Origin of the sequence: Pseudoduganella sp. UC29_71 (genome assembly GCF_042693265.1) — a bacterium.
Lineage (GTDB): Bacteria > Pseudomonadota > Gammaproteobacteria > Burkholderiales > Burkholderiaceae_D > Rugamonas.
In genome coordinates this window covers 6,865,799-6,878,618 of record NZ_CP170549.1, presented here as the reverse complement: position 1 = coordinate 6,878,618, position 12,820 = coordinate 6,865,799, and the positions used below count along the sequence as shown (strand labels likewise).

15 protein-coding genes and 1 tRNA gene are annotated in these 12,820 nt (G+C 65.9%); 6 read left to right on the top strand and 10 right to left on the bottom strand.

The annotated features are described in order from the left end of the window. Window positions 1-9: 9 nt before the first annotated feature. The 6 genes from ACFJI2_RS30685 to ACFJI2_RS30660 form a co-directional block, all read right to left on the bottom strand. Window positions 10-468: a (2Fe-2S)-binding protein gene (locus tag ACFJI2_RS30685; protein ID WP_107875966.1), complete on the bottom strand. Its 459-nt coding sequence runs from the start codon at window positions 466-468 to the stop codon at window positions 10-12. Between the two features lie 27 nt (window positions 469-495). After that, the gene (locus ACFJI2_RS30680) at window positions 496-1,221 is read right to left on the bottom strand and encodes a DsbC family protein (protein ID WP_107875964.1); all 726 of its coding nucleotides are present in this window, start codon (window positions 1,219-1,221) and stop codon (window positions 496-498) included. A 25-nt stretch (window positions 1,222-1,246) separates the two neighbouring features. Further along, window positions 1,247-2,482, bottom strand: a complete 1,236-nt coding sequence (locus ACFJI2_RS30675; protein ID WP_377703206.1) for an FAD-dependent monooxygenase — start codon at window positions 2,480-2,482, stop codon at window positions 1,247-1,249. A gap of 44 nt (window positions 2,483-2,526) precedes the next feature. Next, entirely contained in the window at window positions 2,527-3,477 is a 951-nt protein-coding gene (locus ACFJI2_RS30670; protein WP_377703205.1) for a TIGR03571 family LLM class oxidoreductase, read from the bottom strand. Window positions 3,478-3,479: 2 nt separating this feature from the next. Next, on the bottom strand, window positions 3,480-4,292 hold the full coding sequence (dkgB, locus tag ACFJI2_RS30665; protein WP_377703204.1) for a 2,5-didehydrogluconate reductase DkgB: 813 nt from the start codon (window positions 4,290-4,292) through the stop codon (window positions 3,480-3,482). A 102-nt stretch (window positions 4,293-4,394) separates the two neighbouring features. Next, window positions 4,395-5,546, bottom strand: a complete 1,152-nt coding sequence (locus ACFJI2_RS30660) for a ScyD/ScyE family protein (RefSeq protein WP_377703203.1) — start codon at window positions 5,544-5,546, stop codon at window positions 4,395-4,397. Window positions 5,547-5,712: 166 nt separating this feature from the next. Between ACFJI2_RS30660 and ACFJI2_RS30655 the strand changes: the two genes are divergently transcribed. The 3 genes from ACFJI2_RS30655 to ACFJI2_RS30645 all read left to right on the top strand — a co-directional run bounded on the left by ACFJI2_RS30655 (window position 5,713) and on the right by ACFJI2_RS30645 (window position 7,444). After that, window positions 5,713-5,788 (top strand) — tRNA-Phe (locus ACFJI2_RS30655). A 207-nt stretch (window positions 5,789-5,995) separates the two neighbouring features. Then, window positions 5,996-6,628 (top strand): DUF1326 domain-containing protein, encoded by a 633-nt coding sequence (locus ACFJI2_RS30650; protein ID WP_377703202.1) that lies wholly within the window; start codon window positions 5,996-5,998, stop codon window positions 6,626-6,628. Beyond that, complete coding sequence (locus tag ACFJI2_RS30645; protein ID WP_377703201.1) at window positions 6,629-7,444, top strand: DUF2182 domain-containing protein; 816 nt, start codon at window positions 6,629-6,631, stop codon at window positions 7,442-7,444. A gap of 55 nt (window positions 7,445-7,499) precedes the next feature. On the opposite strand, the gene ACFJI2_RS30640 is transcribed toward ACFJI2_RS30645, so the two are convergent. From ACFJI2_RS30640 to ACFJI2_RS30625, 4 genes are read right to left on the bottom strand one after another with little or no spacing between them, the layout of a single operon-like run. Further along, window positions 7,500-7,838, bottom strand: a complete 339-nt coding sequence (locus ACFJI2_RS30640) for a YkvA family protein (protein WP_377703200.1) — start codon at window positions 7,836-7,838, stop codon at window positions 7,500-7,502. After that, window positions 7,831-8,115 carry a YkgJ family cysteine cluster protein gene (locus ACFJI2_RS30635; RefSeq protein WP_377703199.1) on the bottom strand — a complete coding sequence of 95 codons (285 nt, stop codon included), beginning with the start codon at window positions 8,113-8,115 and terminating at the stop codon, window positions 7,831-7,833. The genes ACFJI2_RS30640 and ACFJI2_RS30635 overlap by 8 nt, the downstream gene beginning before the upstream one ends. Further along, window positions 8,112-8,504, bottom strand: coding sequence for a hypothetical protein (locus ACFJI2_RS30630; protein ID WP_132138856.1), 393 nt, complete (start codon window positions 8,502-8,504; stop codon window positions 8,112-8,114). The genes ACFJI2_RS30635 and ACFJI2_RS30630 overlap by 4 nt, the downstream gene beginning before the upstream one ends. A gap of 16 nt (window positions 8,505-8,520) precedes the next feature. After that, a complete protein-coding gene (locus ACFJI2_RS30625; RefSeq protein WP_377703198.1) occupies window positions 8,521-9,375 on the bottom strand; it encodes a hypothetical protein in 855 nt (284 codons plus the stop codon). Window positions 9,376-9,650: 275 nt separating this feature from the next. On the opposite strand from ACFJI2_RS30625, the gene ACFJI2_RS30620 reads away from it, so the two are divergent. From ACFJI2_RS30620 to ACFJI2_RS30610, 3 genes are all read left to right on the top strand, one after another. After that, a complete protein-coding gene (locus ACFJI2_RS30620) occupies window positions 9,651-10,478 on the top strand; it encodes a type 1 glutamine amidotransferase domain-containing protein (protein WP_377703197.1) in 828 nt (275 codons plus the stop codon). 117 nt (window positions 10,479-10,595) lie between these two features. Beyond that, a complete protein-coding gene (locus tag ACFJI2_RS30615) occupies window positions 10,596-11,009 on the top strand; it encodes a MarR family winged helix-turn-helix transcriptional regulator (RefSeq protein WP_377703196.1) in 414 nt (137 codons plus the stop codon). Then, a complete protein-coding gene (locus ACFJI2_RS30610) occupies window positions 11,006-12,763 on the top strand; it encodes a chloride channel protein (RefSeq protein ID WP_377703194.1) in 1,758 nt (585 codons plus the stop codon). Before ACFJI2_RS30615 ends, ACFJI2_RS30610 begins: the two co-directional genes overlap by 4 nt. The last annotated feature ends 57 nt before the right edge of the window (window positions 12,764-12,820 follow it).

Sequence of the window (12,820 nt, the reverse complement as noted above, 5' to 3'; positions counted from 1 at the left end):
GCGTTCTCCTCAGGCGATGGTTTTGGCAGCGTCTTTGATGGCGGCGCGGATGCGCTGATAGGTACCGCAGCGGCAGATATTGCCCGCCATGGCGCTATCGATGTCCGCATCGCTCGGCGACTTGTTGGTGCGCAGCAGCGCCGTGGCGCTCATCACCTGGCCGCTCTGACAGTAGCCGCATTGCGGCACGTCGTGCTTGACCCATGCATCCTGTACCGCCTTGCCCACCGCGTCGCCCTCCATCGCCTCGATGGTGGTGATCTTCTGGCCCGCCACCGCCGAAATCGGCGTGATGCAGGCGCGCGTCGGATTGCCGTCGATGTGGATGGTGCAGGCGCCGCACAGCGCCATGCCGCAGCCGAACTTGGTGCCCGTCATATTCAGGTTGTCGCGCAAGGCCCACAGCACCGGGGTGGATGGGTCCGCGTCTACCTGCACGTCCTTGCCATTGACATTCAATGTGATCATCTACCGCGCTCCTATTCTTGGACTGTCTTACTGTTTAATAGAGGACAACTTGGATTCCAGCGTCTTGATATCGATGGCGCCCGGTACACGGCTGCCATCGGCGAAGAAGATGTTCGGCGTGCCGTTGATGCGCAGCTTCTGGCCCAGCGCCAGCACCTGCTCGTTTGGCGTGGTGCAGCCGGCCGGCGCGGCCGGCGCGGCTTTGCCGGATACCATCCAGTCGTCCCAGGCCTTGTTGCGGTCGGCCGAGCACCAGATGTTCTTGGACTTGACGAAGGAATCCTCCGCCAGGATGTTGTACATGAAGGTGTAGATGGTGACGTTGTCCACTTCCTTCAGCGCCTGCTGGCGGAAGCGCTTGCAGTAGCCGCAGTTCGGATCTTCGAACACGGCCATCACGCGCTTGCCGTTGCCCTTCACCGTCTTCAGCGCCATTTCCAGCGGCAGGTCGGAGAACTTGATCTTGTTGATATCGTCGATGCGGGCCTGGGTCAGGTCTTCGGACGTCTTCAGGTTGAACACGTGGCCGACGATCAGGTAGCTGCCGGTTTTGTCGGTGTAGCGGATCTCGTCGCCGATGCGCACTTCGTACAGCCCGGCGTACGGCGTCTCTTTGACGGAATCGACTTTCACGTTGGTGCCGAGGCGCGGCTCGATGGCTTTCTTGATGGTCGCTTCGGTGGAGTTCTCCGCGCCGACACAGGATGCCATCATGGCGGAGGCGAACAGTACTGCGGTCTTGCTGAATTTCATAGGGGCTCCGGGAGGTACGGCTAGTTTATTGCTTACCGAGTGCGTGGGAAATCAGCCGGCGCTTCAAGCCCGGCAATTTGTCCAGCAAGTTTAATCCGAAATTGCGCACAATGCGCAAAGGCTCGAGATCGGTCCCGAACAATCGGTCCAGGCCGTCGGTGGCCAGCTGCATCAGCAGCACGTCTTCCTTGCGCGCGCGGGCATAGCGCGCCAGCACGCGGTCGTCGCCCATGCCGCGGTGCGGCTCGCGCTCGCTCACCGTGCGCACCAGCTGCTCCACGTCCGCAAAGCCGAGGTTCATGCCGTGGCCGGCCAGCGGATGCACCACGTGCGCCGCGTCGCCCACCAGCGCCACGCGCTGCGCCACCATGGCGTGCGGGCGCATCAGGCGCAGCGGGAAGCTGCGCACCATTTCCGGCTGCACCGGCGTAAGCTTGCCCAGCTTTTCCTGCGCGTACACCGCCAGGCGGTCGGCCAGCTGCTGAGCCGACTGCTCGCGCAACGAGTCGGCCAGCGCTTCGGGCGCGGACCAGACCAGCGACACCAGGTTGCCCGGCAGCGGCAGCAGCGCCACGATGCCTTCGGCGCCCGTGAACCACTGCTGCGCCGCGCCGTGGTGCGGACGCTCGCAATGGAAATTGGCCACGATAGCGTGCTGGCCGTAGGAGCGGTAGTCCATGCCGATGTCGCACTGGCCGCGCACCCACGAGTCGGCGCCGTCCGCGCCCACCACCAGCTCGGCGCGGATGGCAGCGCCGTCGTCCAGCCGCACGGTGATGTCGTCCGCGCCGCGCAGCAGGCCGATGGCGCGGCCGCTGACGGTGGTGACGTTGCTGGCAAAGCGCAGCGCGGCGTCCAGCGCCTGGTTCAGGTTGCGGTCTTCCACGATCCACGCCAGCGTGCCGGTATGGGCGCCGTAGGCGTCGAAGGCCAGGCCGCCGGGCTGGCCGCCGTCGCCGTTGACCAGCATGGCGTCCACCGGCGCCACCCGCGCCGCGTCCAGCGCGCCCCAGACCTTCAGGGACGACAGCAGATTGTTCGCAGTGTGGTTCAGCGCATAAACGCGCACGTCCCAGCTGGGCTGCACGGCCGAAGCAGCTGAAGCAGCTGAAGCGGGAGGGGATGGAGGGCAGAGCAAGGTGACGCTCTGCCCGGCCTGGGCGAATCCGAGCGCCGCCGTCTTGGCGATGGCGCCGTTGCCAACGATGCAAATATCGCTTTGAACGACGCGCTGCAAAGCGGGGGAAGATGGATTATTCATCCGGCCATTATAGCGGCGGCGGGCTTCGCGCGGGCGCGGGGCCGCTAGGCGGCCAGCGGCTGCGCCGCGCCATGGAACTGCGGCAGCACGAACTCGGCGATCTCCTGCATGGCCTCGGCCACCGGGCGCTGGTTCTGGCGCAAGTGCAGGCCGATATGCTGCGCGCCGGCCGCATGCAGCGCCTCCAGCTCCAGCACCAGCCCCTTGCGTCCTACCCGGCCGCCGAAACGGTGGTAGCGCATGGGCGCGTCCGGGTCGTCCGCCAGGTCCAGGTGGAAGAAGCTGATGTAAGGCTTGTCCGGCCCCGCCACCGCGCGCCAGGCCGCCGCGCGGCGCAGGTGGTCGTGCGGCATGCCGGGGTAGGCCAGGCAGCCGTCCATATGCGCACCCACCCATTCCGGCGTTTGCTGGGCCAGGCCCGCCACCAGCAAGGGCAGGCCCGGCTGCGCGGGACGCGGCAGCAGCGCAACATCCTGCGGCAGCGCCGCCGCACCCCAGTCGCGCGCCATGGCCACCTGCTCGCGGAAAGCCGCGCCGCGCGCATCGAAATCGCGCCCGAAGACCGGGTATTCCACCGGCCGGTCGCCGCTGGCCACGCCCAGCAGCAAACGCCCGCCGCTCAGCTGGTCCGCGCTGGCGGCCGACTTCAGGGTCAGCACCGGCTCGCGCAGCGGCAGCACCACGGCCGCCGTGCCGAGCAGGATATGGCGCGTGACGCCCGCCAGGTAGCCGAGATAAGTAAAGGCCTCGAACACCTGCGCCGCATCGCCGAACGACGGATCGTACAGCGGCACGTCGCGCACCCACAGCGCGCGGTAGCCCAGGCGGTCCGCCAGCTGCGCCAGTTCCGCGTGGCGCTGCATGTCCGGCTCGCCCGGCACGCGGCCGGAAGCGCGGTTGGCCATGCGGCCCGCCATGGACCAGTCGTTATCCAGCGGCAGTTCCAGGCCCACGCTGAAACCGCCCTGCTTCAGCTTATCGAGTGCGGAGGCCATGGTCAGTCCCACTGCGGCGCGATGCCGTCCGGGTTGGCGATGCGCTCGTTGCGCTCCAGCGCGGCGATGGCCGCCATGTCGTCATCGCTCAGCACCAGGCCGCGCGCCGCCAGGTTGCCGGCCAGGTTGGCGCGGCTCGTTGACGAGGGAATCACGGCAAAGCCCTGCTGCAGCGACCAGGCCAGCGCCACCTGCGCCGGGGTGGCGTTGTGGCGGCGCGCGATCCCGGCGATCACCGGCTCCTGCATCACCTTGCCGTAGGCCAGCGGCATGTATGCGGTCAAGTGAATACCCTGGCTGCGCGCGTACTCCACCACCTTGCGGTTCTGCAGGAAGGGATGGATCTCGATCTGCTGCGTGGCGATCTGCTGCGCGCCCACGGCGGCCACCGCCTGCTGCAAGTGCGCGATGGTGAAGTTGGACACGCCGATCTGCTTCGTCAGCCCCTGCTCTCGGGCTTGCGCCAGCGCCGCCATGTACTCGGCCACCGGCACCGCGCCGCCCGGCGACGGCCAGTGGATCAGCGCCAGGTCCAGCTGTTCCAGGCGCAGCTTGCGCAGGCTTTCCTTGAGGCTGGGAATCAGCTTGTCGCCCGCCAGGCTGTCGACCCATACCTTGGTGGTGACGAACAGCTCGGCGCGCGGCACGCCGCTGTCGGCCATGGCCTGGCCCACTTCCGCCTCGTTGCCGTAGATTTGCGCGGTGTCGATATGGCGGTAGCCCGCCTCCAGGCCGTTGCGTACCGAATCGATGACAACCTGGCCTTGCAGGCGGAAAGTACCGAGGCCAATTGCGGGGATGGTGGTGTGCGTCATGGGGTTTTTCCTTGTTCAGATGATGGCTCACACTATGCCCTCACCCTTTGTTGAGAAAAACCCCGCATACCTCAAATTATATTTGCCCCCGAAGCAAAGAACTCAATCCAGCGGAATGCGCAGCACCTGCCCGCCGTCCGGGAAGCTGCCCGCCACCGGCCCCGGCACAATGCCGAAATTGGTGACATAGGCCGCGCCATCCGGCCCTATCGCCAGGCCGCCCGGATAGTACAGGTCCTGGTAGATGACGGTCTGGCTGCCGTTCGCATTCACGCGGACCAGGCGCCCCGGCGGCAGCAGCGGCGGCCCGCCGGCGCCAGCCAGCCCGCTGCCCACCTGCAGCACATACAGGCGGTGATTCGCGTCAAACGCCAGGCCGATGATGTTGGTGAATCCGCTGGCGTACACCTCCGGCGTCCCGCCATGAGGCGACACGCGGTACACATTGGCAGCCCCGGCCGGGAACGGGAAGCCGGTCAGCTGGCCCGCGTACAGCCAGCCGTCACGCCCGTCGATCACCGTGGTGGGCACGGCCTGCATGGGAATGGTCGCGCCCGGCGGCAGGCCGAGGAAAGGCGGCGCCGGCACCGGCCGCGCCTCGAACTTGGCCAGCGTGCTGATCTTGCCGTTGGCCGCCACCGAGAACAGCGCATTGGCGCCGGCGTCGGCCACGATGTGCTGCTGGCCCAGCGCCGCCACCGCGTACGGATTGCTGTCGGTGCCGCCGCTCACAGGATTGGTGGCAGCTTCGAACGCGGCAATGTCGGCCGACACCTTCCAGTTGCCGCTGCTGCCCACCTGCAGTACCTGCCCCAGCAAGTTGGCCTTGGCGCCCAGGCCCGTGCGGGCGGACGCGTCGGCGGCCAGGCCCATCACCAGCCGCCCGTTGCCCGCCCCCGTAAATACGATGCCCTGCGCCCCCAGCGCGCCAAAGCCGCCTGGCGCCGCCATCGACGGCAAGCCGCTGATCACCCGCACCGGCGCCGCCTTGCCCGTCGGGTCGACGCGGGTCAGCGCACCGGTTTCGCCGTAGCAAGCGGTGCGCGAGTCGGCCAGCACGATGCACTTGCCATCGCCGCCGCTGCCCGCCTCGGCCACGAACAGCTGGCCGTTCGGCGCGAATGCCAGCCCGCGCGGGTTGCTCAGTCCCTTGGCGATCACTTCAACTTGCGGCGCCGCGAGCGCCGGCGGTGCGGCGGCGGAAAAGGCAGCGGAAACGATGACACTGGCGAGTGTAAGGCGGAATCCTTGCATGACGAGCTCCTCTTGGCGGGATAAACTGCAGGAATGGCAGTATCAAAAATGCAAATCCAGTTTAGCCCGGCAGTTTGCCAAGTCAAGCACGCTCCTGCGGCCGGCGGCAGTTTCTTTAAGGAAGGCCCTTGCATTCGCGAAATCATCTGCTATAATTCTGCTCCTTGGCCTGGTAGCTCAGTTGGTAGAGCAGAGGATTGAAAATCCTTGTGTCGGTGGTTCGATTCCGCCCCGGGCCACCAAGAATTCAGAAAACGCCACCTTCGGGTGGCGTTTTTGTTTCTGGCGTACGGTCCTCCTGCTGACGAAGAAAAGGCATTGTCGCCACTCCAAAAGCGACATAAAGTGAAAGATCAGACGCGCAACGGGAACTGCTTCGGCCCCTGCAGTCCGGCTCGCGCCCCCCGCACGCGCGGCGCTTGGGGCACTGTAACCAGGAGGATGCGATCATGGCACTAGCAAACTGGCGGCTCGAAGGCGAATGGATCAAGAACTGCAATTGCGCGTTCGGATGCCCGTGCGATTTCAATGCGCGACCCACCAATGGCGAATGCAAGGGCCTGGTCGGCATGCACATTATCAAGGGAAATTTCGAGACTACCAGCCTGGACGGGCTGAACTTTTTTGTCACGGTCCACTTTCCCGGCGCATTGCATGAGGGCAACGGCGAAGCGCAAGCGATTATCGATGAACGCGCCTCGCCGGCGCAACGCGAAGCGCTGCTCGCGATCCTGTCCGGGCATAATTCTGCGGAAGGCACGCTGTTCAATATTTTCAGCCTGATCGTGACCACGATGCACGACCCGATCTTTGCCCCCATCCAATTTGCATTCGACAAGCCCGGCAGGCTCGCGCGCGCCATCATTCCGGGCGTGCTCGAAACCGAGGTGGAACCGATCAAGAATCCGGTGACCGGCGCCCCGCACCGCGTCCAGGTTGTCATGCCGGAGGGGTTCGAGCACCGGGAAGGCGAGGTTGCCGCGGCGAATATCCTCAGCAACGGCGCAATCCGGTTTGACACCAAGGGGACGCATAGCACGCTGGCCCATGTTGTGCAAACACCGCAAGGCGTGGAAGCGTAGATGGACAGCACGCGCGGGCTGGACGATCGCATTGTAGAGCGGGCCTTGCGGCACGATCGCATTTTGCTGGTCGCCGGAGTGTCCACCGTCGTGGTGCTGTCATGGGCTTACCTGCTGGCTGGCGCCGGCACCATGCAAGAAATGGATGGCATGCTGATGCCCATGAGTACGGGGCCGTGGACACTCGGCCATGCGCTGCTCATGCTGCTCATGTGGGCCGTGATGATGGCGGCCATGATGCTGCCGAGCGCAGCACCGACGATCCTGCTCTACGCCACGATCGCGCGCGGCCGTAACGCAAGCGGCATGCCGGCCACGGCCTCGGGCATTTTTGCCGCCGGATATGTCGCAATCTGGACGATATTCAGCCTGGCGGCAGTGGCGCTCCAATATGCCCTGCAGCGGCTCGCCCTGCTCTCGCCCATGATGGAGACAACCAGCATGGCCTTGGCTGGCGGGCTGCTGATAGCCGCAGGTATCTATCAATGGCTGCCGCTCAAGAAGACATGCCTGCAAACCTGCCGCTCGCCACTGGAATTCGTGCTGACCCATTGGCGTGCCGGCACGCGTGGCGCGTTCGTGATGGGGCTGCAACATGGCGGGTACTGTGTCGGCTGCTGCTGGATGCTGATGCTGCTGCTCTTTGTCGGCGGCGTCATGAACCTGGGCTGGATTGCCGGGCTTGCCGTCCTGGTTTTGGTCGAGAAGCTTGCTCCCGCCGGCCACTGGATCGGGCGCGGCGCGGGCATTCTATTGGCCGGGTGGGGTATTGCGGCCCTATTGCATGCCTATTCGGCCGGACCCGGCACGCTGTAGCATGCCTGAAGCCTTCTCCCAGCCCATATTGCGTCACCAGCCACCGCTTCCCCGCTTATGAGAACCACTGAGCCAGGGTAGTCCTTGCCTTTTCCACGTGCTCGTCCTTGATATGGGCGGCGGTGGCGGCAATTGCGGCGGTCAGCACGCCCAGGTCGTCGGTGTAGCCCGCCAGGGGCACGATGTCGGGGATGGCGTCGATGGGCGAGATGAAATAGCCCAGCGCTCCGTAGATGGCGGTCTTGGCCCAGAGCGGCGTGTCCGCGTCGGTGGCGGCGTAGTACATCTTGAGCGCAGGCGTCAGCACGCCCTCGCCCGCCGCCTTGGCGTAGTGCTTGACCTTGACCCAAAAGCTGTCGTCGGAATAGCTTGCGCCGTAGTTGGTGTCAGACATTGTCCGTCCTTTCAGTGATGATGCGGCGCAGCTGCTCGCACGCCACCAGATTCAACTCCACAAACGCCGGCCACTCCATGCCGGCGCGATAGTGCCGTTCATACATGCCGCGCACATTGCATACATCTGGCCGCTGCTCGTAGATGGCGCAGCGCGCGCTGGCCATGTCGAAATGGGTGCACACGCCGTCGCCCCGGTCCAGCCACGCGGTTTCCGGCGCCAGCCGGACCGATTTGCAGCACGCGCCGCAGCCGTTGCAGGGAAACGCGTCGCTCATATCTCGATGTGGCTGATGCGCGGATTGTGTATGTCCGCAATCAGCTCGCGCGCGCCCGCCAGCGGCGAGCTTTGCGTCACCTTCACGATGGCCTCGATCGCCTTCGACGCCAGTTCCATATTACCGCTATCCAGGCCCTGGTCCAATTGCGAAAACATGTTGTCGATCACGTGGCGGCGCTCGGCAAACACATGGTCCAGATAGCCCTTCAGGATCGCGGCGTTTTCCTCGATCATCTTGACCTGCACGTCGCGCGTTGCGTTGATGTGCGCACGCTTGGTCTGCTCGATGGCCTTGGTGGTTTCGCAGGTGCGCCAGGCATCGACCAGGTTGTCAAACGACTTGACCACGGTGCTGACGGCGTCTGCCCCTTGCAGGATTTTTTTCATGGCTTCGCCTTTCCGTTCACAGTTCCAGTTGGCCGGAAATCTGCGCCTTGATGTTCGCGGTCGCGTTGCCTTCGGTGTCCATCGCCGCGATGTCCAGCAAGCCTTTCAGGCCCTTGCCCAGCATGACCATCTGTCCGAACGCATCCGCGTCGCTGTCGTCATCGACGCGCGCCGCGTCGTAGCGTTTTGCCAGTTTGCCCAGCGCCAGGCGCAATTCGTTGGCGTTCTCCTGCAACGCGCCCAGCACCACCTCCGAGCGTGCCATCTCGGCCAATGCAGTGTCGACCTTGGCAGCATAGGCAGTGGCCCTGGTCAGCGCTTCCTCCGCCTTGCTGGCCATCATGAAGCCGCCCACCGCCAGCGCCGGCCCGAGTACGATACCGCCCAGCGCGATGGCGCCCCCGGCCATGCCGTAGCCGCCCGCAGTCAGGGCACCGCCGCCCAGCCAGGCCAGCGTAGCATTGGTGGCGGCCACGCCGCTCAAACCTGAAATGGCCGCACCGGTCGAGGCGGCAGCCAGCGTGCCGACGCCGCTGTATGCGCCCATCGCCGCCAATGCCCCGGTCGCCGCGCCAGTAGCCAGGCCGCGCTCGATTTCCAGCGATTGCAGCACCAGCCGCTCCATCTCCTTCAGTTCGGTGACGGTGATCTTGACCTTGAAGCCGCGCAGGGTGGAGCTAGCACTCTTGGAACGCCGGATCACGTCGAGCAAGTGCTGGATCTGGTCCTTGAAGATAGCCAGCTTGACCTTGCCCAGCTTGGTGAAGGCGGCATTGGTCTTGTCGCGCCCGGCATTCAGTTGCTCCTCGCCTTCACGATAGCGCCGCGCGGCGCGCTCGCCCTTGTTCTTCGCCTCGTCGAAGTCGCTCATCGCGCCCACTCCCTTTACCACCCCGGTTCCCGCCAACAACGCGGCGGCGCCCCACAAGATCACTGGCAACGGCATCTGTTCACTCCCCTGTTGGTCATTGTTTCCACATGGATACATGGTAACAGTTGGGATATGCAAAATACTCACACTTTGTCACGAACACAATAGTTACACGACGTAACAAGTGAAGTAATTTCCAACGCATTTACAGCGCAGCGCGATAGCAATAGGCTGTCGATCCATGGGCAAGCCGCCCGTTCACTCTGGAGTCTCAAATGAAAAAAACCCTCATCGCCGGCCTGCTGGCCGCCGCCGCCAACTTCGCCAACGCAGGCACCGTGCTGGTCGTGGTGTCCGACCAGGACAAGCTCGACCTCAAGGACGGCAAAGTCATGCAAACCGGCTTCTTCCTCAACGAGCTGATGGAACCGGTGCAGACCTTCATCGCCGCCGGCCACACCGTCGTCTTCGCCACGCCGAGCGGCAAGGCGCCCACCGCCGACCAGAAATCGGACGACGTGGCCTTCTGGGGCGGCAACGACAAGGCGCGCCAGGAAAGCAAGGCGCTGCTGGCCACGCTCAAGCTGACCTCCAAGACCGGCTCCCCCGCCATCAGCCTGGCGCAAGTGAAGAAGGCCGGCTACGACAAGTTCGACGCCGTCTTCGTCCCGGGCGGCCATATCCCGATGCAGGATCTGCTGAAGAACAGGGACCTGGGCGATCTGTTAACCAACTTCCACAACAACGGCAAAGTCACCGGCCTGACCTGCCACGGCACCATCGCCCTGCTGTCCGCCATTCCGGATGCACGCGGCTACGTGGGCAAGCTGGAAGCGGGCCAGCGTCCGCAGCCTGCGCAATGGATCTACAAGGGCTACAAGATGACGGCCTTCACCAACGAAGAGGAAGAGCAGGCCAAGGGCTTCCTGAACGGCGGCCACATGAAACTGTTCCCGCAAGACGGCCTGGTCGCCGCGGGCGGCAACTTCGTGGAAGCCAAGGCGTGGAGCGAAAACGTGGTGGAAGACCGCGAACTGATCTCCGGCCAGAACCCGCAGTCGGCCAAGGCGGTGGCGCTCGCCATGCTGAAAAAACTGCACTGATCCCGGCAGGCAGGAGCAGGACCGGCGCGCGGCACCGGTGTGGCACGCCGCACACCCGGCTGTGCTCAGCCGTGGTATGATCTCCGGAAATTACATCACAATATGATATAAATTCCGATGCCATCCCCTGCCCTGAACAAGGCGGACTTTACGGCCCTGTCCGAATTCCGCTACCAGATGCGGCGCTTCGAGCGCTTTTCCGAAAACGCGGCGCAAGCCGAGGGCATCACGCCCTTGCAGTACCTGCTGCTGCTGCACATCAAGGGCTTCCAGGGACGCGACTGGGCCACCGTCGGCGAGCTGGCCGAGCGCCTGCAAGCGCAGCAGCACGGCGTGGTGGCGCTGCTCACGCGCTGCGAAACGGCCGGCCTGGTGCAGCGCAAGACCAGCGCCACCGACCGCCGCCGCGTCGAGGTGCACCTGCTGCCGGCCGGCGAAACGGTGCTGTCGCGCCTGGCCGCCGTCCACCGCGCCGAGCTGCAATCGCTCAACGGCGTCTTCGTCATCCCCAACCTGGCGCCGCAAGCATGACCCAATACGATTCCCGCCGCGACTTCAGCGGCGACGCGCGCCTGCTGCCGATTGCCGCCATTGCCGCCGTCATCGGCGTGCTCAGCACCGGCACCGCCTGGCTGCTGCTGCGCGCCATCAACCTGTTCACCAACCTGTTCTTCTTCCAGAGCCTGTCCACCGCGTTTCACAGCCCGGCCGCCCATACGCTAGGCGCGTGGGTCATCGCCGTGCCGGTGATCGGCGGCCTGGCCATCGGCCTGATCGCGCGCTACGGCTCGGAGCAGATCCGCGGCCACGGCATACCGGAAGCGATTGAAGCCATCCTGTTCAACCGCAGCGCCATGTCGCCCAAAGTGGCCGTGCTCAAGCCGCTGGCGTCCGCCGTGGCCATCGGCAGCGGCGGCCCGTTCGGCGCCGAAGGCCCCATCATCATGACGGGCGGCGCGGTGGGCTCGCTGATTGCCCAGCACTTCCACGTCAGCGGCGCGGAGCGCAAGACGCTGCTGGTGGCGGGCGCCGTGGCCGGCATGACCGCCATCTTCGGCACGCCCATTGCGGCGCTGCTGCTGGCGGTGGAGCTGCTGCTATTCGAACTGCGCCCGCGCAGCCTGCTGCCGGTGGCCATTGCCTGCGCGGTGGCGGGCTTCCTGCGCCCGCTGATCATGGATGCCGCGCCCCTGTTCCCGCAACAGTCGCTGCCGCTGCAGCCGGTTGCGCTGCTGTCCTGCGTCGTCGCCGGCGTGCTGTGCGGCGCGCTGGCGTGGCTGCTGTCCACCGCGCTGTACCGCGTGGAGGACGGCTTCCACAAGCTGCCGCTGCACTGGATGTGGTGGCCGGCGCTGGGCGGGCTGGCCATCGGCATCGGCGGCTACTTCCAGCCGCGCGCGCTGGGCGTGGGCTATGACGTCATCGGCGACCTGCTGCAAAACCACCTGGCCGCCGCCGTCGTGGTCAGCCTGCTGCTGGCCAAGGCCGTGATCTGGCTGATCGCGCTGGGCTCCGGCACGTCCGGCGGCGTGCTGGCGCCGCTGCTGATGCTGGGCGCCGGCCTGGGCGCGCTGCTGGCGCCCTACCTGCCGGGCGGCTCGCCGGCCGTGTGGCCGCTGGTGTGCATGGCCGCCACCTTGGGCGGCATGATGCGCGCCCCTATCATGGCCACCGTGTTCGCCTACGAGCTGACGCACGACGCCAACGCCCTGCTGCCGGTGCTGGCTGCATCGGCGGTGGCGTACGGCTTCACCGTCATCACCATGCACCGCTCCATCCTCACCGAGAAGATCGCGCGGCGCGGCCGCCACATCTACCGCGAATACGGCATCGACCCGCTGGAACGCCACAGCGTCGGCGAGGTCATGAGCGCGACGCCGGAAGCCATCGACGCCGGCGCCCTGGTGGCCGACGTGCTGCAGTCGCACTTCGGCGCCACGCAGCGCCACCGCGCCTATCCGGTCACGCAGGACGGCGCCGTGATCGGCATGCTGGACCGGGCCGGCCTGGAGGCCGCGGGCCACACGGCCGTCCACGTACGCGAGCTGTATGGCGTGAACGCGCCCATCGTGGCGCTGCGCGGCGAGACGTGCCGCACGGTGGCGATCCGGCTTGCGGTGCACGGCCTGGAGCGCATCCCGGTGGTGGCCGACGCCGCCGGGCGCCAGCTGGTGGGCGTGGTGAGCCGCAGCGATTTGATCAAGTCCACCCTGATCCTGCACGACGAGGAGAACACGCGGCACCGCTTCCGCCGCCTGTCCCTGCGCAACGCCCGGACGGATTGAGCGCACGCCGGCTGAGACCGGCGTACAATCGAGCGCACCACAACCCCACGCCGGAGC